Source organism: Desulfosalsimonas sp. (assembly GCF_055149105.1).
Genome location: NZ_JBSRLA010000027.1, coordinates 1 through 14,292 on the forward strand (window position 1 = coordinate 1; position 14,292 = coordinate 14,292).

Annotated in this window: 10 protein-coding genes; 3 read left to right on the top strand and 7 right to left on the bottom strand. The window is 55.4% G+C overall.

All coding sequences use genetic code 11. The features are described 5' to 3' along the window. The 3 genes from ACTCIA_RS08145 to ACTCIA_RS08155 form a co-directional block, all read right to left on the bottom strand. A partial coding sequence (locus ACTCIA_RS08145) for a 4-hydroxyphenylacetate 3-hydroxylase N-terminal domain-containing protein (RefSeq protein ID WP_463001312.1) occupies window positions 1-960 on the bottom strand: 960 nt, incomplete at its 3' end. 35 nt (window positions 961-995) lie between these two features. After that, window positions 996-2,666, bottom strand: coding sequence for a long-chain-fatty-acid--CoA ligase (locus ACTCIA_RS08150; protein ID WP_463001313.1), 1,671 nt, complete (start codon window positions 2,664-2,666; stop codon window positions 996-998). A gap of 253 nt (window positions 2,667-2,919) precedes the next feature. Beyond that, the gene (locus ACTCIA_RS08155) at window positions 2,920-4,278 is read right to left on the bottom strand and encodes a sigma-54 interaction domain-containing protein (protein WP_463001314.1); all 1,359 of its coding nucleotides are present in this window, start codon (window positions 4,276-4,278) and stop codon (window positions 2,920-2,922) included. 702 nt (window positions 4,279-4,980) lie between these two features. On the opposite strand from ACTCIA_RS08155, the gene ACTCIA_RS08160 reads away from it, so the two are divergent. Continuing rightward, the gene (locus ACTCIA_RS08160; RefSeq protein WP_463001315.1) at window positions 4,981-5,685 is read left to right on the top strand and encodes an HAD family hydrolase; all 705 of its coding nucleotides are present in this window, start codon (window positions 4,981-4,983) and stop codon (window positions 5,683-5,685) included. 24 nt (window positions 5,686-5,709) lie between these two features. Here the strand turns inward: ACTCIA_RS08160 and ACTCIA_RS08165 are convergent, their stop codons facing one another. The 3 genes from ACTCIA_RS08165 to ACTCIA_RS08175 form a co-directional block, all read right to left on the bottom strand. Continuing rightward, a complete protein-coding gene (locus ACTCIA_RS08165; protein WP_463001316.1) occupies window positions 5,710-7,365 on the bottom strand; it encodes an AAA family ATPase in 1,656 nt (551 codons plus the stop codon). Window positions 7,366-7,500: 135 nt separating this feature from the next. Then, a complete protein-coding gene (locus ACTCIA_RS08170; RefSeq protein WP_463001317.1) occupies window positions 7,501-9,693 on the bottom strand; it encodes a mechanosensitive ion channel family protein in 2,193 nt (730 codons plus the stop codon). A gap of 78 nt (window positions 9,694-9,771) precedes the next feature. Then, window positions 9,772-10,647, bottom strand: a complete 876-nt coding sequence (locus ACTCIA_RS08175) for a LysR substrate-binding domain-containing protein (protein WP_463001318.1) — start codon at window positions 10,645-10,647, stop codon at window positions 9,772-9,774. 198 nt (window positions 10,648-10,845) lie between these two features. Here ACTCIA_RS08175 and ACTCIA_RS08180 point away from each other — a divergent pair, with 198 nt between their 5' ends. After that, window positions 10,846-11,775: a DMT family transporter gene (locus ACTCIA_RS08180; protein ID WP_463001319.1), complete on the top strand. Its 930-nt coding sequence runs from the start codon at window positions 10,846-10,848 to the stop codon at window positions 11,773-11,775. 6 nt (window positions 11,776-11,781) lie between these two features. On the opposite strand, the gene ACTCIA_RS08185 is transcribed toward ACTCIA_RS08180, so the two are convergent. After that, the gene (locus ACTCIA_RS08185) at window positions 11,782-13,464 is read right to left on the bottom strand and encodes a PAS domain S-box protein (RefSeq protein ID WP_463001320.1); all 1,683 of its coding nucleotides are present in this window, start codon (window positions 13,462-13,464) and stop codon (window positions 11,782-11,784) included. A gap of 192 nt (window positions 13,465-13,656) precedes the next feature. Between ACTCIA_RS08185 and ACTCIA_RS08190 the strand changes: the two genes are divergently transcribed. Continuing rightward, on the top strand, window positions 13,657-14,271 hold the full coding sequence (locus ACTCIA_RS08190) for a hypothetical protein (RefSeq protein ID WP_463001321.1): 615 nt from the start codon (window positions 13,657-13,659) through the stop codon (window positions 14,269-14,271). Window positions 14,272-14,292 lie beyond the last annotated feature (21 nt).

Sequence of the window (14,292 nt, forward strand, 5' to 3'; positions counted from 1 at the left end):
CCGCACATGGGAGGTTTTTTCAATGCCGTTGTATTCGGCCGCGGTTGCAGCCAGGCCCAGCAAAACATCGCCCAGGGCCGGCTTGCAGCCCGAGTAGCTGTGGCGGTGAAACAGGGCAAACAACAGGGCGCAGATGCCGCCGTGATCGTTTTCCCCGCACAGAAACACCCGCTCCCAGGGAATGAAGGTATCTTCAAACAACAGGTAAGAGTCAGTGTATCCGCCGTCAAAGCCTCTTTGGTAAGCCTCCCGCGGCCTGGAATTGTGCGGGTGAATCACCTGGTAAAGGCCCTCGTGGTCCGCCGGGACGGCAAAGGCCACGGCATAGTCCTTTTCATTGGGCCCCAGGGCCCGGGTGGGCACCACCAGGATTTCGTCGGCAATGGAGGCCTCGGAGATATGCAGTTTGCAGCCCTTGACAACAATGCCGTCCTTTGTTTTCTCTTTGACGTGCAGGTACATGTCCGGATCGGCCTGATCCGCCGGGCGCTTTAGGCGCTCGCCTTTCATATCGGTCTGTGCGCAGCAGCCCACCAGGTCGTTTTTCTGGAAATTTTCCAGCCATTTCAAAAAGTTTTGATGGTACTCGCTGTTGCCGCTGTTGAGCTTGTCGGCTTCAAAGGAAACCGCGTTAATGGCGTTGATGGCGTCCACGCCCATGCAGCGCTGGATGCAGCCGCCGACTTTTTTGCACAGATACCGGGTCATATCCTGTTTTTTATGCAGGTCCTCGGGGGACTGGTGAACGTGGCAGAACCGGTTGATGGTCTCTCCGGTGAGATGGGAGGTGGCTGTGCACAGATCCTTTCCCTCCGGGCTGGCGGCCTGGTCAAAGGTCATGCCCATGACGTTTAAGGCACTCATCTGAACTTCATCGTCGCGGTCGATTTTGCCGCCGTTGAAATACAGGTTGCGCCGCATTTTTTTAAGGCCGTCGATATACTCCTGCTTGGTTCTCATTTTTACTTTCCTCGCTTGTATGGATTGTTGCCATGTTATTTGCCTCCTTTTTCCATTTCAGCACGCGCCTCTTCCTGGACTTTGCGCCAAAGGGTTTTGCCGGTGGCCCCTTTTGGCAGGGAGTCCACAAACAGAACCTGCCGGGGATATTTATAGGCGGCCATCTGTTTTTTTGACCAGTCGATGATGTCTTTTTCCGAGATGCTGTCCCGGTAATCCGCCTTGGGCACGATATAAGCGCGGACCTCTTCGACACGGACGGGATCCGGCACCCCCACCACGCAGGCTTCGAGCACTGCCGGATGGGCGTAAAGGCTGTTTTCCACCTCTGCCGGCCACACCTTGAAGCCCGCGGCATTGATCATCCGCTTGGTGCGGTCCACGATGAAAAAATAACCTTCTTCATCCATGGTGCAGATATCGCCGGTGCGGAAAAACCGTTTGCCGTCTATTTCAATAAACGCATCTTTGCTGTCTTCCGGGCGGTTCCAGTAGCCCTGGAACACTTCCGGTCCGTTGATGACCAGTTCTCCGGAGTTGTTCGGGCCCAGTTCCTCCTGGGTTTCCACGTCAATAATGCGGGCGTCCACCCCGAAATCCGGAATGCCGATGCACTGCATCTTGGGCCGGTCCGGGGGGTTGAAATGGGTCTGGGAAATGGTTTCGGTCAGGCCGTAGCCTTCCACGTAGGAAAGGCCCGTGAGTTCGTTTAAGCGCCGGCCGATGGCTTCCGGCAAGGGCGCCCCGCCCCCGCCGACCACCACCAGGGAACTCAGGTCCCGTCCGGAAATATCCGGGGCGGACAGCAAATCCACCACCATGGTGGAGATGTTGACCCAATGGGTCACCTGGTATTTTTCAATGGCATTCAGGGCGGCAATCCGGTCCCAGCGGGTCAGCAGCACCAGGGTGGCACCGGCAAAAAGCGGGGCCAGCATGCTGTGGATCAGGCCGGTCACATGAAAAAACGGCAGAACCGACAAATGTACGCTGGAGGCCGTGTTGGTCAGCCAGTAGTAGGCACTGACCAGGTTGGCCATGACCGTCCGGTGGGTATGAATGCAGCCCTTTGGCTTGCCTGTTGAGCCGGATGTATAGGGCAGCAGGCACATGTCATCCGGTCCGACAGTCACATCCGGCGCAGGGCTCTGCTTTGCCATCAGGGCGTTCCATTCCAGGCAGGTTTCCGGGCAGGCCGGGGCCTTGAGCATGGGATCGGGCACAGGCAATGCCGGGCTTTCCGGCAGGTAATCGGAATATCGGCCCGCAATAATGAACTTCAGCCCCGCGCTTTGTCCAACGGCCTCTGCTGCGGGCAGCAGGTCAGTGGTGGTGATCAGTGCCGATGCACCGGCATCTTTGAGGATAAAGGCCAGTTCCTTTTCATTGTTCATGGGATTGACCGGCACCACCACGGCATTTGCCCGCATAACCGCATAAAAGGAAATAATATAATGGGGCGTGTTCTGCATGTAAACCGCAACCCGCTGGCCTTTCTGAATGCCGCCTGCTGAAAGGGCACCGGCCAGACTATTGATTTCACCGACCATGCGGCGATAACTCAAAGGCTGGCCGTAATAATTGACAGCGGCTTTTTCCGGGTAAAACTCCGCGGCTGTTTCAATCAGCCGAAAAAGCGGCACTTCGGGATACGTCAGGGTTTTGGGCAGCCGGTTTGGCCAAAAGGGTTCATGAAGCCTGTTCAAGATTTTCCTCCTTGTTATAAAATTTGATATTCGACAGACTGACACTTTTGCTAGCACTGTTTCTTTATTGCACAGCAAAAGCTGTGCCGATCAAGGACAGGACCAAAAACCGGGATTATTCAAAGTTTTCAGGACGGACAAGCCGGGGGCAAAGCAACAGCAATGGCAACAGAGGCAAGCAAAGGCTGGTAAATACAGGCAACCACGCCTGTTGCAAAAAAGCAACAACCGGTGTTGCTTTTTTGCCGGCAGACTAAAGACCGTATTTTCTTTTTTTGCGAAGCACCGTTGAAGGCGCCACTTTCATGGCCCGGGCAGCAGCGCGAATACTGCCGTGGGTTTCCAGGGCCTGCTTGAGCGTTTCGCGATCCCACCGGGTTTTGACCTGCTGATAAGATGTATTTGCCGGACCCGCTGCTGACTCCGGAAAACCGGATCCGTCAATCCACCGGCAGATATCATCCGCAGAGATTTCGTCGTTTTGAACAATGGCATGCAGCCGCTGCATGGTATTTTGAAGCTGCCGCACGTTTCCGGGCCAGGAAAAGGTTTCAAGGGCTCTTTGTGCGGCCCGGGAAAGCGTCTTGCTGCTTGCGCCCCCGGCTGCGGCAGTGGTCAGAAAATGCCGGGCAAGAGGAAAAATGTCCTCTTTTCTGTCCCTTAAAGGCGGAACAAAAATCGGCATGCCGGCCATCCGGTAATAAAGATCCTCCCGGAAACGCCCCTTTGCAACAATATCAGCCAAATCCTGGTTGGTGGCACAGATTACCCGCACATCCACCTGATGCAGACTTGTTGCGCCCACAGGATAATAAGCCATGTCCTGGAGAAACCGCAGCAGCTTGGCCTGGGCGCCCATGGGCATTTCCGCCACCTCGTCGAGAAACAGGGTGCCCCCGTGGGCAAGCTTGACCAATCCCTGTTTCCCGTGGCGGCTGGCCCCTGTAAACGCGCCGCCCTGGTAGCCGAAAAGCTCGGCCTCAAACAGCTGTTCATTGATGGCCGCACAATTGACCGGGATAAAAGGGCCGTTGCACCGGCGGCCGTGTCCGTGAATAAACCGGGCCACCAGGTCCTTGCCGGTACCGGATTCGCCGAGCAGCAATACCGGCAGTTCCGAGGAAGCGATCTGGCGGGATACATCCAGAACCCGAATCATTTCCGGACTTTCCGCAACCATCCGGGGGCTGTGTGCATACGGGTCATGCCCGCAGTCCGGGGCTTCGGCCAGCTGTTGGGTCAGGCGGAGGATATCCGGGTTCCGCACATTGGTCACCACTGCCTGGATGCGGCCCATCTCGTCAAATATGGGATTGCCCGTGACCAGCACCTGTTTTCCGGTCTTGATCCGCTGGACAAGGGTGACCGGCTTTTTCTGCCTGAGCACTTCAACGGTAACAGAGGGGGTGACAATTCCATCGGCAACCAGGTGGTGCATGGGACGTCCCATGGCCGCCTGCACATCCTGATCGCTGACTTCGGTGATTCTGCGATAGCTTTCATTGAGGTTGATGAGAACACCGTTTGCATCACAAAGCACCAGACCGTCATAAGAGCCGGAAAAAGCCATCATCAGGTCCCGGAAACGATTTGCCGAAGACATTGATTTCATCTGAGCCCGCCTTGTTTAAGTTCAGCGCAGCCGCCGGCAGGGCCGGCAGATGATACATACTCCCAAACCAAGCGTTTAGGGTACTGTATTTATGTAGACGGGCAACAGGTATTTGTCAAACCCAAAGCCGGCAGTGCAATCACCCTGTTTTGCGCGGGATGGATTAAAAATGGGACAAAGCCGTATCGCAGTAAATATTGGGTGTTAAAGGCTGATGGTTTCGTAAAAAGTAAGTATTCAGATAGCGCCGTAAAAAGCTTTTTACGGCGCCATCAAAGGCTGTGATCCAGAACGATTTTTCCGGCGGATTCGGCCTTTAAAAACGCCTTTAATGCATCCCCCAGATCCCTGCGTCCGATGACTCGGGTGCGGAAAGTTGCGGGTAACGCCCTTATTGCCGGAGGCGGAAAGGGCATCCTTATAATTCAGCGATGAATGCGTGACCCGGATGAGCACATCGTTTTCAGGCAGATCGGAAATGCTGCAACGCTCTTCTGCACCCTCATACCCGCCGTTTTTCTCATGAACCCGCCATGCCGTGTAAAGATCCTGACTTGTCATATGTCTTCTCCTGCACTGGCTGTTTCAGCCGCGTGAACGGCCGATCTGTTGCAAAGGTGGTGACAATCTGTTTGAAACCCTATAAACTGATATTATCATGAAATATAAAATAACAAACCTAAAAGCCCGGAAGGAGGGAGCATGAAAAAGATCAAAGGATTGTTTTTTGATGTGGGGGGAACGATTTTTGACTGGAAAAACACAGCGCGGGAAAATATCGAAAAACTGGCTGAGAAAAACAATGAGCCAATAGACAGCGAAGCCTTTGCCGTTGACTGGCGCAATGAAATGTTTAAGGTCCATACTCAGGTCAGACAAGGCAACCTGCCCTGGATGAACTCGGATGATATGCATCTTCGGGCCCTTGAAAACATGAAAACCAAATACCCGCTGCTAACCCGCGTCGATCCGGTCTCTTTGACACGATCCACCTGGCATCGCCTCAAACCCTTTAACGGCGCTCCCGAGGCCATCACCCGCCTGCGCACGGGCTATACGGTGGTGGTGCTCACGATCCTGGGCTGGGAGAGCATTGTCAGCAGTTCAAAATCCGCCGGGGTCCAGTGGGACGGCATTCTGTCCTGCGAGTTTCTGGGCTATTACAAGCCCTCTTTGCAGGCCTACATCAAGGCCACCGGTCTTCTGGGGCTCAAGCCGGAACAATCCATGATGGTTGCCGCCCATGAGGGCGACCTGGCAGCCGCCCGGGAAGCCGGCATGCATACGGGTTATGTAAAGGTTCCGGAAAAAGACAGCATGACCGAGGGATTCGGCCAGCCCGAGCAGATTGATTTCGATATCGAAGCACCGGATTTTGAAACACTGTGCAAAAAGCTGGGCGTATAATCCGGCCGGCATGTAAGGATTCAATCAGGGGGGCGAGTTCTCAAACGCGATTTCCACGCGCCTGTTTTTCGCCCTGCCCTGCTCGGTTTCATTGGAGGCAATCGGATCTTGCGAGCCAAGGCCTCTTGAGTCGATCTTTCCGGAATCAACACCGTTTCCGATAAGATAGCTCTTGACGATGTTGGCCCTGATTCTGGAGAGATGGAGATTGTACCGATCATCTCCGAGCGAATCAGTATATCCGGTGATCTCCGCCCGGAGTCCGGAGTGTTGTCTCAGCAGGCGCTTTACCCGGTCCAGGGTTTCAACTGAATCGCTGTCCAGGGCGTAGGCACCGTTTGGAAAATTCACGGCAAATGTTTTATCGGCATGCAGGGCTGCATCGGTTTTGTCAGCCTGCTCTGCCCGGGATTCAGACAAAAGGCCCTGTTCCCCGTCAATGTCACCGGAGGGCCCGGATAAAGATCCGGTTTGTGCAGCATTCTCATCCTGCCTGTTATCCGGCTGATACCTTTGCTCCGGCGGGTCCGGTTCTGATTTGGTTTCCCGGGTGTTTGCAGCCGACGGGGCGGGGGCGGTGTTGTCTGAAACCGGTTTGAGAGTGCTTTCCGGCACAGGCTTGCGGGTTTCTGCAACCTGTTGTGTTTGTCCGGCTGATTTTTCTTTTTCGGCAACCGAATCAAAACTTCCTGTAGATTCAGGAATCCACTGATAAATCAAATAGCCGGAGACCAGGAGAAAAAACGGTATCACCAAAGCGGCCAGCGCCGCTTTTTTACGCCCGGATGGCCGCGCCGCCCCGGCCGGTTGCGACCTGCGCTGAACAGCCGGCCGGGGCGCGGGCTCAGCACTGCGGCCCGCAGGCCTGACAAAGGCCCGCAGCTCCAGGTCATGGGCGCACTCAGAGACGATTTGCTCGGAGATATTTTTTTTGTCCGCGGCATAGGCGCTTAGAAGTGCGTGATCGCAAATAATGTTGATCAGGCGTGGAAAACCCCCTGAAAATTCGTATATGCGGTCAACCGCCTTTGCGGAAAACAGATCCTTTCCTCCCCCTGCCACCTTCTGGCGGTGGCGGATATATTCGCCGGTCTCTTTTCTGTTTAAAGGCTCCAAATGATAGCTGAGGGTGATTCGCTGCCGCAGGGCCCGGCTCCTGTGATCAAGGAGAATGTCGTTGAACTCGCCCTGGCCAACGAAAAAAACATTGAAGAGTTTGGCGTTGGGTTTTTCAAGGTTGGACAGCGCGCGGATCTCTTCAAGCAGTTCATAGGTGAGCCGCTGGGCCTCGTCGATGATCAGCAATACGTTTCTGCCCATATAATGCTGACGGTTGAGAAACTTCTCAAAACTGATAAGAAAGGGGCCCCTGGAGGCAAATGACTCGTTCATGCCCAGCCTGTCGGCCAGGATATTGATAAAATCCATCAAATCAAGCCTGGGGTCGGGTATCCGGGCCACCAGGACATTGGCGTCGTCCAGATTCTGCAGAAGTGCATTTAAAAGCGTTGTCTTGCCGGTGCCCACATCCCCGGTCAGAAGCAAAAATCCCCGGTTTTCCAGAACCCCGTACCTGAGAAACGAAAGCGCCTCTGTATGCTGCTCGCCCAGCCATAAAAACGCCGGATCGGCATTAATCTGAAAGGGTTTGACGTTAAATCCAAAATGCGAATGATACATAACCGCCCTCTTTTCAGGTTTAAAGCCCGGTCAGCACCAGCCACCGGCCGATGCCGGCAGCCCCGCGTGCAAAGACGCAAATACTGCCCTGTATCAAACATAAAAGCAACTGCATCTTTGTCCAACAAAATCCGGTTACTTTTTCGAATCATCCGGATCATCGGCTTCAACCTCCTCGACCACATCCTCGGAAGCCTGCTTTTCAGAGGCAACCTCTATTTGCGGTTCGGCTTCAGGCTCTGGTTCCGGTTCCGGGCCGGGTGCGGATGACGAAGATCCGGTCTTATCCACGGCCAGCCGCATGGGCGGCGCTGTGCCGTCTTTTTCGGCTCCGAACCAGACTGTCCTGTGGGGAAACGGAATTTCAATACCCCTTTCATCAAAAATACGCTTCATCCGCTCCAGAAAGGCACGCTTTACGGCAAATTGCTGCATGGGGCGGGTTTTCAGGCGCACCCGGATTTCAACAGCCGAGTCCCCCAGGTTGTTCATGCCAAAAACCTCCAGTTCCCCGGTTATATGCTGACACCAGGTTTCATCGTCTTTGAGCTCGGCTGCCGTGTCCTGCAGGGCCTGCACCACGTCCCCGTACCGCTCCCGGTAGGCCACGCCGGCATCTATTAACGCATAGGCGTAATCCCGGTTGTAATTGGTTACGGTGGTCACCTCGCTGAAAGGAATCAGGTGCACGGTTCCGCCCAGATCGCGCAAGGTCACGGTGCGGACCGTAAGACGCTCAACCGTGCCGCTGTGCCCGCCGGCCTCCACCCAGTCGCCGACTGCCAGTGCATCTTCGAGCAATATAAAAGCCCCTGTAATCATGTCGCGCACCAGGGTCTGGGCACCAAAACCCACGGCCAGGCCGATGACCCCGGCCCCTGCCAGAAGCGGTCCGATATTGATCCCTATCCGGGAGAGTACCAGCATTGCGGTGATTACAATTAAGATTATGAGAATCACGTTTTTCAGCAGGGGCAGAAGCGTGAACTTTCGCCGGTTTGTCACGGCATCCCCGTCCTCCCTGGAAAGGGAGCGCTCTATGCGAAGATAAACAAACTCCCAGAGGACCACAGCACCTGCAATTATCAGCAAAAGCACGCCCAGTTCCGCGGCCAACGCACCGCCCATGGGTGAGAAAAGAAAGCCGAGGGTGCCAAGGCCCCATGCCTCAAGGACCGCAAAGGCGGCTATCAGGTAAATTACTCCGGAAAGCGCTCCAAGAACAAATGGCTGGTAACGATTTGCCCTTTGCTCAAGCCCGGGATAGTCCTGTTTCAGGCTGTCGCTGATGTAAAACAGTCTGGCTATGCCTTGCCGGAGCAATCGCACAAACATCCCTGCCAGAAATATCACCACAAGGGTTTTTAGCAAGCCGGCCAGTAAAAAACGGTTTCCGCCCGAGATTTCAAGAGCCCAGGTTATATAAAATCCCGCAACCAAAAGTATAGCAATGATGTGCCAGCCATCTGCCAAGCGGCGCAGAAAAGCCCGTCCTGCAAAGGGCCCGGCCATCCTGGTTTTCTTTTGCCCGGGCGCGGCCCGCGGCCGGCCCATCCAGGCGGCGACTTCCTGTTTGTTCTGCAGGAAAACCGACACCAGCAGAACCATTATGGCAAAGCCCAGAAACTTTATCAAAAAAGAATGCAGAGCCCCGGGCATCCCGGTGAGCAGGGCGGCCTCCAGGATGAAATACCCGTAGACCCCCAGAATGGTTATACGCCTTATCCAGATGTAGCAATAGCGCCCGGTTTCCCGGTCTGCGAACAAAAATGCCCGGCCCGAGACTTCATGAAGGCAGATCAGGCGGGCAACAACAAGCACAAAACGCGAGACCGCCACTGCGGCGACCAGACTGACGGCCACCAGACGGGTTTCAGGGCCGGGATCCGTGAAGGGCACAACCGCGTATGCAGCAATGACAAATCCGGCAATCGGCAGCATGTCCATCAGTGTGCGGCCCAGGGCCAGCACTATCCTGAGCCAGTCCCTGTCACCCTCACGGTCCCCGAGAGCAAGGCGGGCACGCCTCAAAAGCCGCCTCAGCACCCATGCCGCAATAAAGCCGGCAAAAAGCGCCAACACCACCTTCAGGCCGGCCGCAGCCCAGGCAAAAAGATTTTCAGGATCCTGCGCCATGACAAGCAGATCCTTTGCCAGGCCGGGAATCTCAGCAAGTCCCCGGGCGGCGCCGGACAACTGCTCTGCGGCCTCTGCCATCTGCGCTGATACAAATTCTGTCAGGCGGCCCCCAATGTCTGCCGGGTCGTCTGCCTGTTGAGAAGCCTGAGCTTCAGAGCCCTGCTGTGCCGGCACGGCTGCGGCTGACAATGCAAAGAATCCGGCAAAAACCAGGATCGCAACAATATACTTACAAGGTGACAAATGCAGCAAAACAACCTCCCTTTATCAGCAATTTTTCAGACTCCGGCTGATATAATCGGCAAATACCGATACAGCTTCATTGGCCGGGCTCGAAGATATGTGCAGGCAGATATCCACCTGCGGCAGATCCGGCAGTCCCTGATCAGGTGCAATGATCTGCATGCTTGCAGAAACCGTGTTTTCCGTTACCACTGTCACGGCCATGGCTGAAGCCACCACGGCCCGGATGCCGGCAAGCCCCCGGCTCGTGCATACCAGGCTCCATCTTCGGCCGCAGCTTTTCAGGGCATCCAGGGCCGATTGCCGGAATACGCACACGCCGTCGGGAAACAGCGCCAGGGGCAGGGGATCTTCATGATGCAGCCCGCACCCGGCCGCCTGAGCCCAGACCATCTGCTCCCTGCGGATCACCACCCCACCGGGTGACTGGGGCTGGCGGGTTGTGACTGCCAAATCCACCTCCCCTTCATCCAAAAGCTGCAGCAGATCCACGCTCAGCTCGCAGCAGACCTCCAGACTGATGCCGGGATACAGCGAGGCAAACCCGGACAGGGCCGAAGGAAGCAGATAGGCCGCGTAATCATCCGGAATGCCCAGCCGCACCCGGCCCTTGACCCGGGGGTCACCGATTTCGGCCATGACCTGGTCATTTAACTTCAGCATCTGCCGGGCATATCCCAGCATGACCCGGCCGCTGTCGGTCAACCCGGCCCCTGCTCTGTTGCGGGTGATCAGGGTTCTTCCCAGGTTCTGCTCCAGTCGCCGGACCTGCATGCTTACAGCCGACTGGGTGCGGTTTAGCCGCGCGGCCGCCCGGGTGAAGCTTTTGAGTTCCGCCACGGTGACAAAAGCGCGCAGCAGATTGATATCCAGATCCGGATTATAGACCATCGATTTCATTTTCCTGTTTTTAACATAATAAACAGGCAATTTATGCCAATATCCGGCCGGGATGCAAGACTAAACCAACCCCGATAACATGCCGTGGTTATAAATTTCCGTGATGGCCATATCACAACTATTCGTTGGCCATCACGATTTGGCTGCATTACATATCAGGGCGGGAAAACCTTGCATCAAATAAGGAGACAGCAGCATATGAAAATACTCCGCACCAGGGCGGTGCCGGCCAATGACATCAACATGTTTATTGTCATTCACTTCTGGGGCCTGACCTTTCTGTTTACCAAGCTGGGGCTCAAAAGCCTGGACCCGCTTTCCTTTGCCAATCTCCGGATGGCCAGTGCAGCCCTTGTGCTCATGATCATGACCGCATTTACCGCGGGCCATCACAGGCAGGTCCGGATGGATTTCCGGGAGCACCTGCTGGCCGTGGGACTGGGTCTTCTGGGAATGGCCTGCTTTCCGTTTTGCTTTAGCCTGGCCATGAAATATACTTCCGCGGCCAATGCAGGACTGATCTTCGGCACCACCCCGGTGGCCGTTGCCCTGATCAGCCGGGTGCTGGGCATGGAACGGCTCAACAAAATACAATGGTCCGGGCTTTTGCTTTCCTTTGCCGGCATTGCAGTGATCCTGCTTCCCCGGGGGGCGGATTTTTCATTCGCCTCCCTGAAAGGAGACCTGCTCATGACCGCGGCCATGCTCAACTGGGCCCTGTATACGGTCGCCAACCGGTTTGTCCCGTCGACACGCTCTGCTCTGAAATTTACCGCTTACGGTGCCATATGGGGATTGGCCGGCCTGAGTCTGCTGAGTTTTAACACCCTGGCGGGCCTGCCCGTGGCGGAAATCAAGCCCGAGTCCTGGCTGGGCGGTTTGTGCGCAGGCGTTCTGGGAACAGCCCTTTCCTATGTGATCTGGAACAATACCGTCCGGAACATGGGGCCGGCCAAAACAGCGGTGTATTTGAACCTGGTGCCCCTGATCGCGGCGGTGAGCGGATTTTTTCTGTTAAACGAGACCCTGGGCCTGCAGCACCTGGCGGCCGTGTGCCTGATTGTTCCCGGGGTGCTGATGACCCGCGGCAGCCGCGGCCCATTGCCGGAAACCGGAAAAAAGCGGTAAGAGCTGTTATAAAACCGGAGAATCCGCTTCCCAATCATCCCGGACCAGGGGCAGATGCACGTGAAAGACGCTGCCGCGGCCGGGTTCGGAGTCCACAGTCAAAAATCCTTTATGCACTTTGACGATACCGTGGACAATGGACAGGCCCAGCCCCGTGCCCGTGCCTTCTTTCCGGGTGGTAAAATACGGCTCAAAAATTTTGTCCAGGTCCTGTTTGTCAATTCCCGGACCGGTATCACTTACTGAAATCCTTGCATAATCTCCCTCCGCGGCATCAGAATGGCAATGCATGGTCTCAGGGTCCGGACAAAACCGGGTCACCTTAACTTCCACCACCCCGTCCCGGCCCTGCATGGCATGGCCGGCGTTGGCCGCCAGATTCGCGATCACCTGGTGGAGCTGAACGGGATCCGCGTTGACGGTCAACTGCTCATGGCAGATGTTTTCCCGCAGGGCAACAGCGGGGGGAAACCCGGCGCGTATGGTTTCCAGAGCTTCCCTGACCAGGCCGGACACGGCCACGGGCCGGAAGGCCTGTTTTTCATTTCGGGTGATGGCCAGAATCTGCCTGACCAGATCCCTGGCACGATTTCCGGCAGCCAGCACCTGGCAGAGATTCTGATGCAGCTGACTGCCTTCAGCCGCTTCATCTATGGCCAATTCGGTATATCCGATCACAGAGAAAAGAATATTGTTGAAATCATGGGCAATGCCGCCGGCCAGGGTTCCAATGGCCTCCATCTGCCGGGCATGTCTGAGCTGTGCCTGGAGCTTTTCCCTTTCCCGGACGGCGGCATTGCGCTCCGTGATATCCCGGGAGACACCGGTAAAGGATACGGGCTTGCCCCCGGCATCCCTGTGGAGCACCGCATTGACCTCCATGCTGACCTTTTGCCCGTTTTTTCCCAGATGATCGGCCTCTGTCATCACCCGGCCGTCACCGTCCGGATCCGCAGCTGCAGTTTCAAAGGCAGTCCTTATTTTCTTTTCAGTTTTTGGGTCAAAAATATCATCAAGCCCCACCCCGCTGGCCTGATCCTGGGGAATGCCAAGGATCCGCTCCACGGACCTGGAAACATAGACAAAAGTCATGGAGGACAAATCAAAGGTCCAGATAATATCATTGGATTCCTCAACCAGAAAACGATATCGCTGTTCGCTTTCCTCCAGTTTCCGGGCCGCCTCCTTTTGTTCGGTGATATCCCTGGCAATGCAGACCACTTCCAGATGCTGCTCTGTTTCCTTGACAATGGTATTTCTCGCAGAAAGCCATTTCCATTGGCCGTCTCTGGTCAGGGCCCGGTATTCCAGGGTCATGCGGCCCACGCCATGGGCGCCCCTGCTTTGATAGCGGATAAAAATCTCAGAAAGGATACCAAGAATGCTTTCCACTTCATCCGGATGCACAAAAGGGACAAAGGGCTTTCCCACAAACTCTTCCTGGCCGTAGCCCAAAATGGCCCGGCAGTTGGGGGAGATATAGACAAACTCGCCGTTTTCATTGACTGTGAAAATCAGATCAGCGGCGTTTTCCACAATCATCCGGTAATATTGCTCGCAGCTTAGCTGTCCGGCATGACTTTGCCCCGCCTCCGAAAGTCCTGACGGCCGGTGCCTGAGAGCTGCGATTTCTTCTTCCAGTTCCCGGATCCGTTGTTTCAAAGATTGTTTTGTTGCCTCTGTAGCCATATTCACCCATTAAAAATCAAGGGATTCATTTACAAGAACAAACTGGCGGCCAATCAATAATGGAAAACGAAACAGTCTTCCATAAAATTTTATTTTATGATAGAGGCCAACATTTCACATTTCCACATTTCAAAGCTGAAAATCTGTATTTGGATCGCGCCCCCAAATCCCAACACGGAGCTTTGCTTGAATATGGCAGACAAAAAATCCATTCTGATTCGCTATACCCTTTATACCCTGCTTTTGCTGCTGCTGGGCGGTTTTTTGAACTACGTGGCCGGATGGGGCGATACCGGGCAGTTCAAAGAAGGCGGCATTGTGGAATGTCTGCAACTCGCTGTTCTGTGCGTCTCGGCAGCACTCATGATGGCCGCGGCAATGCGCCGGAAGCCGGAGGCAAAATTTTTTCCCGTAATAACGGCTTTTGCGGCAATGCTTGCCATGGTCCGCGAGTGCGACGCCCTGCTGGATCAGGCCATACCCGCCGGCGGATGGAAAACACCCGCGGCCATTCTGGTGGTTTCAGCGATTTTGCTGGCCTGGTACAACAGAAGGATCTTTGGCCGGGAACTGGCACGGTTTGCTGCAACGCCTGTTTTCGCCCTCATGTGGGCCGGGCTGATGGTGGTGATATACGGCCAGTTAACCGGGCACGGGCCGTTTCTCGAACCCCTGCTGGGCGACGATTACGCCCGGGACTACAAGCGCCTTTTGGAGGAAAGCCTGGAAATGCTGGGCTACTTTTTCATCCTTGTCGCCGGTATTGAACTGTTTCTGGAACACGGAAACCCGCCTGACACGAATTGATTTTCCGGATCCCGGAAAACG

Excerpts from the sequence above, each read along its gene's own strand:
- ACTCIA_RS08155 (WP_463001314.1), bottom strand. The coding sequence starts at position 4,278 with ATGAAATCAATGTCTTCGGCAAATCGTTTCCGGGACCTGATGATGGCT.
- ACTCIA_RS08160 (WP_463001315.1), top strand. The coding sequence starts at position 4,981 with ATGAAAAAGATCAAAGGATTGTTTTTTGATGTGGGGGGAACGATTTTT.
- ACTCIA_RS08190 (WP_463001321.1), top strand. The coding sequence starts at position 13,657 with ATGGCAGACAAAAAATCCATTCTGATTCGCTATACCCTTTATACCCTG.
- ACTCIA_RS08180 (WP_463001319.1), top strand. The coding sequence starts at position 10,846 with ATGAAAATACTCCGCACCAGGGCGGTGCCGGCCAATGACATCAACATG.
- ACTCIA_RS08175 (WP_463001318.1), bottom strand. The coding sequence starts at position 10,647 with ATGAAATCGATGGTCTATAATCCGGATCTGGATATCAATCTGCTGCGC.
- ACTCIA_RS08185 (WP_463001320.1), bottom strand. The coding sequence starts at position 13,464 with ATGGCTACAGAGGCAACAAAACAATCTTTGAAACAACGGATCCGGGAA.
- ACTCIA_RS08165 (WP_463001316.1), bottom strand. The coding sequence starts at position 7,365 with ATGTATCATTCGCATTTTGGATTTAACGTCAAACCCTTTCAGATTAAT.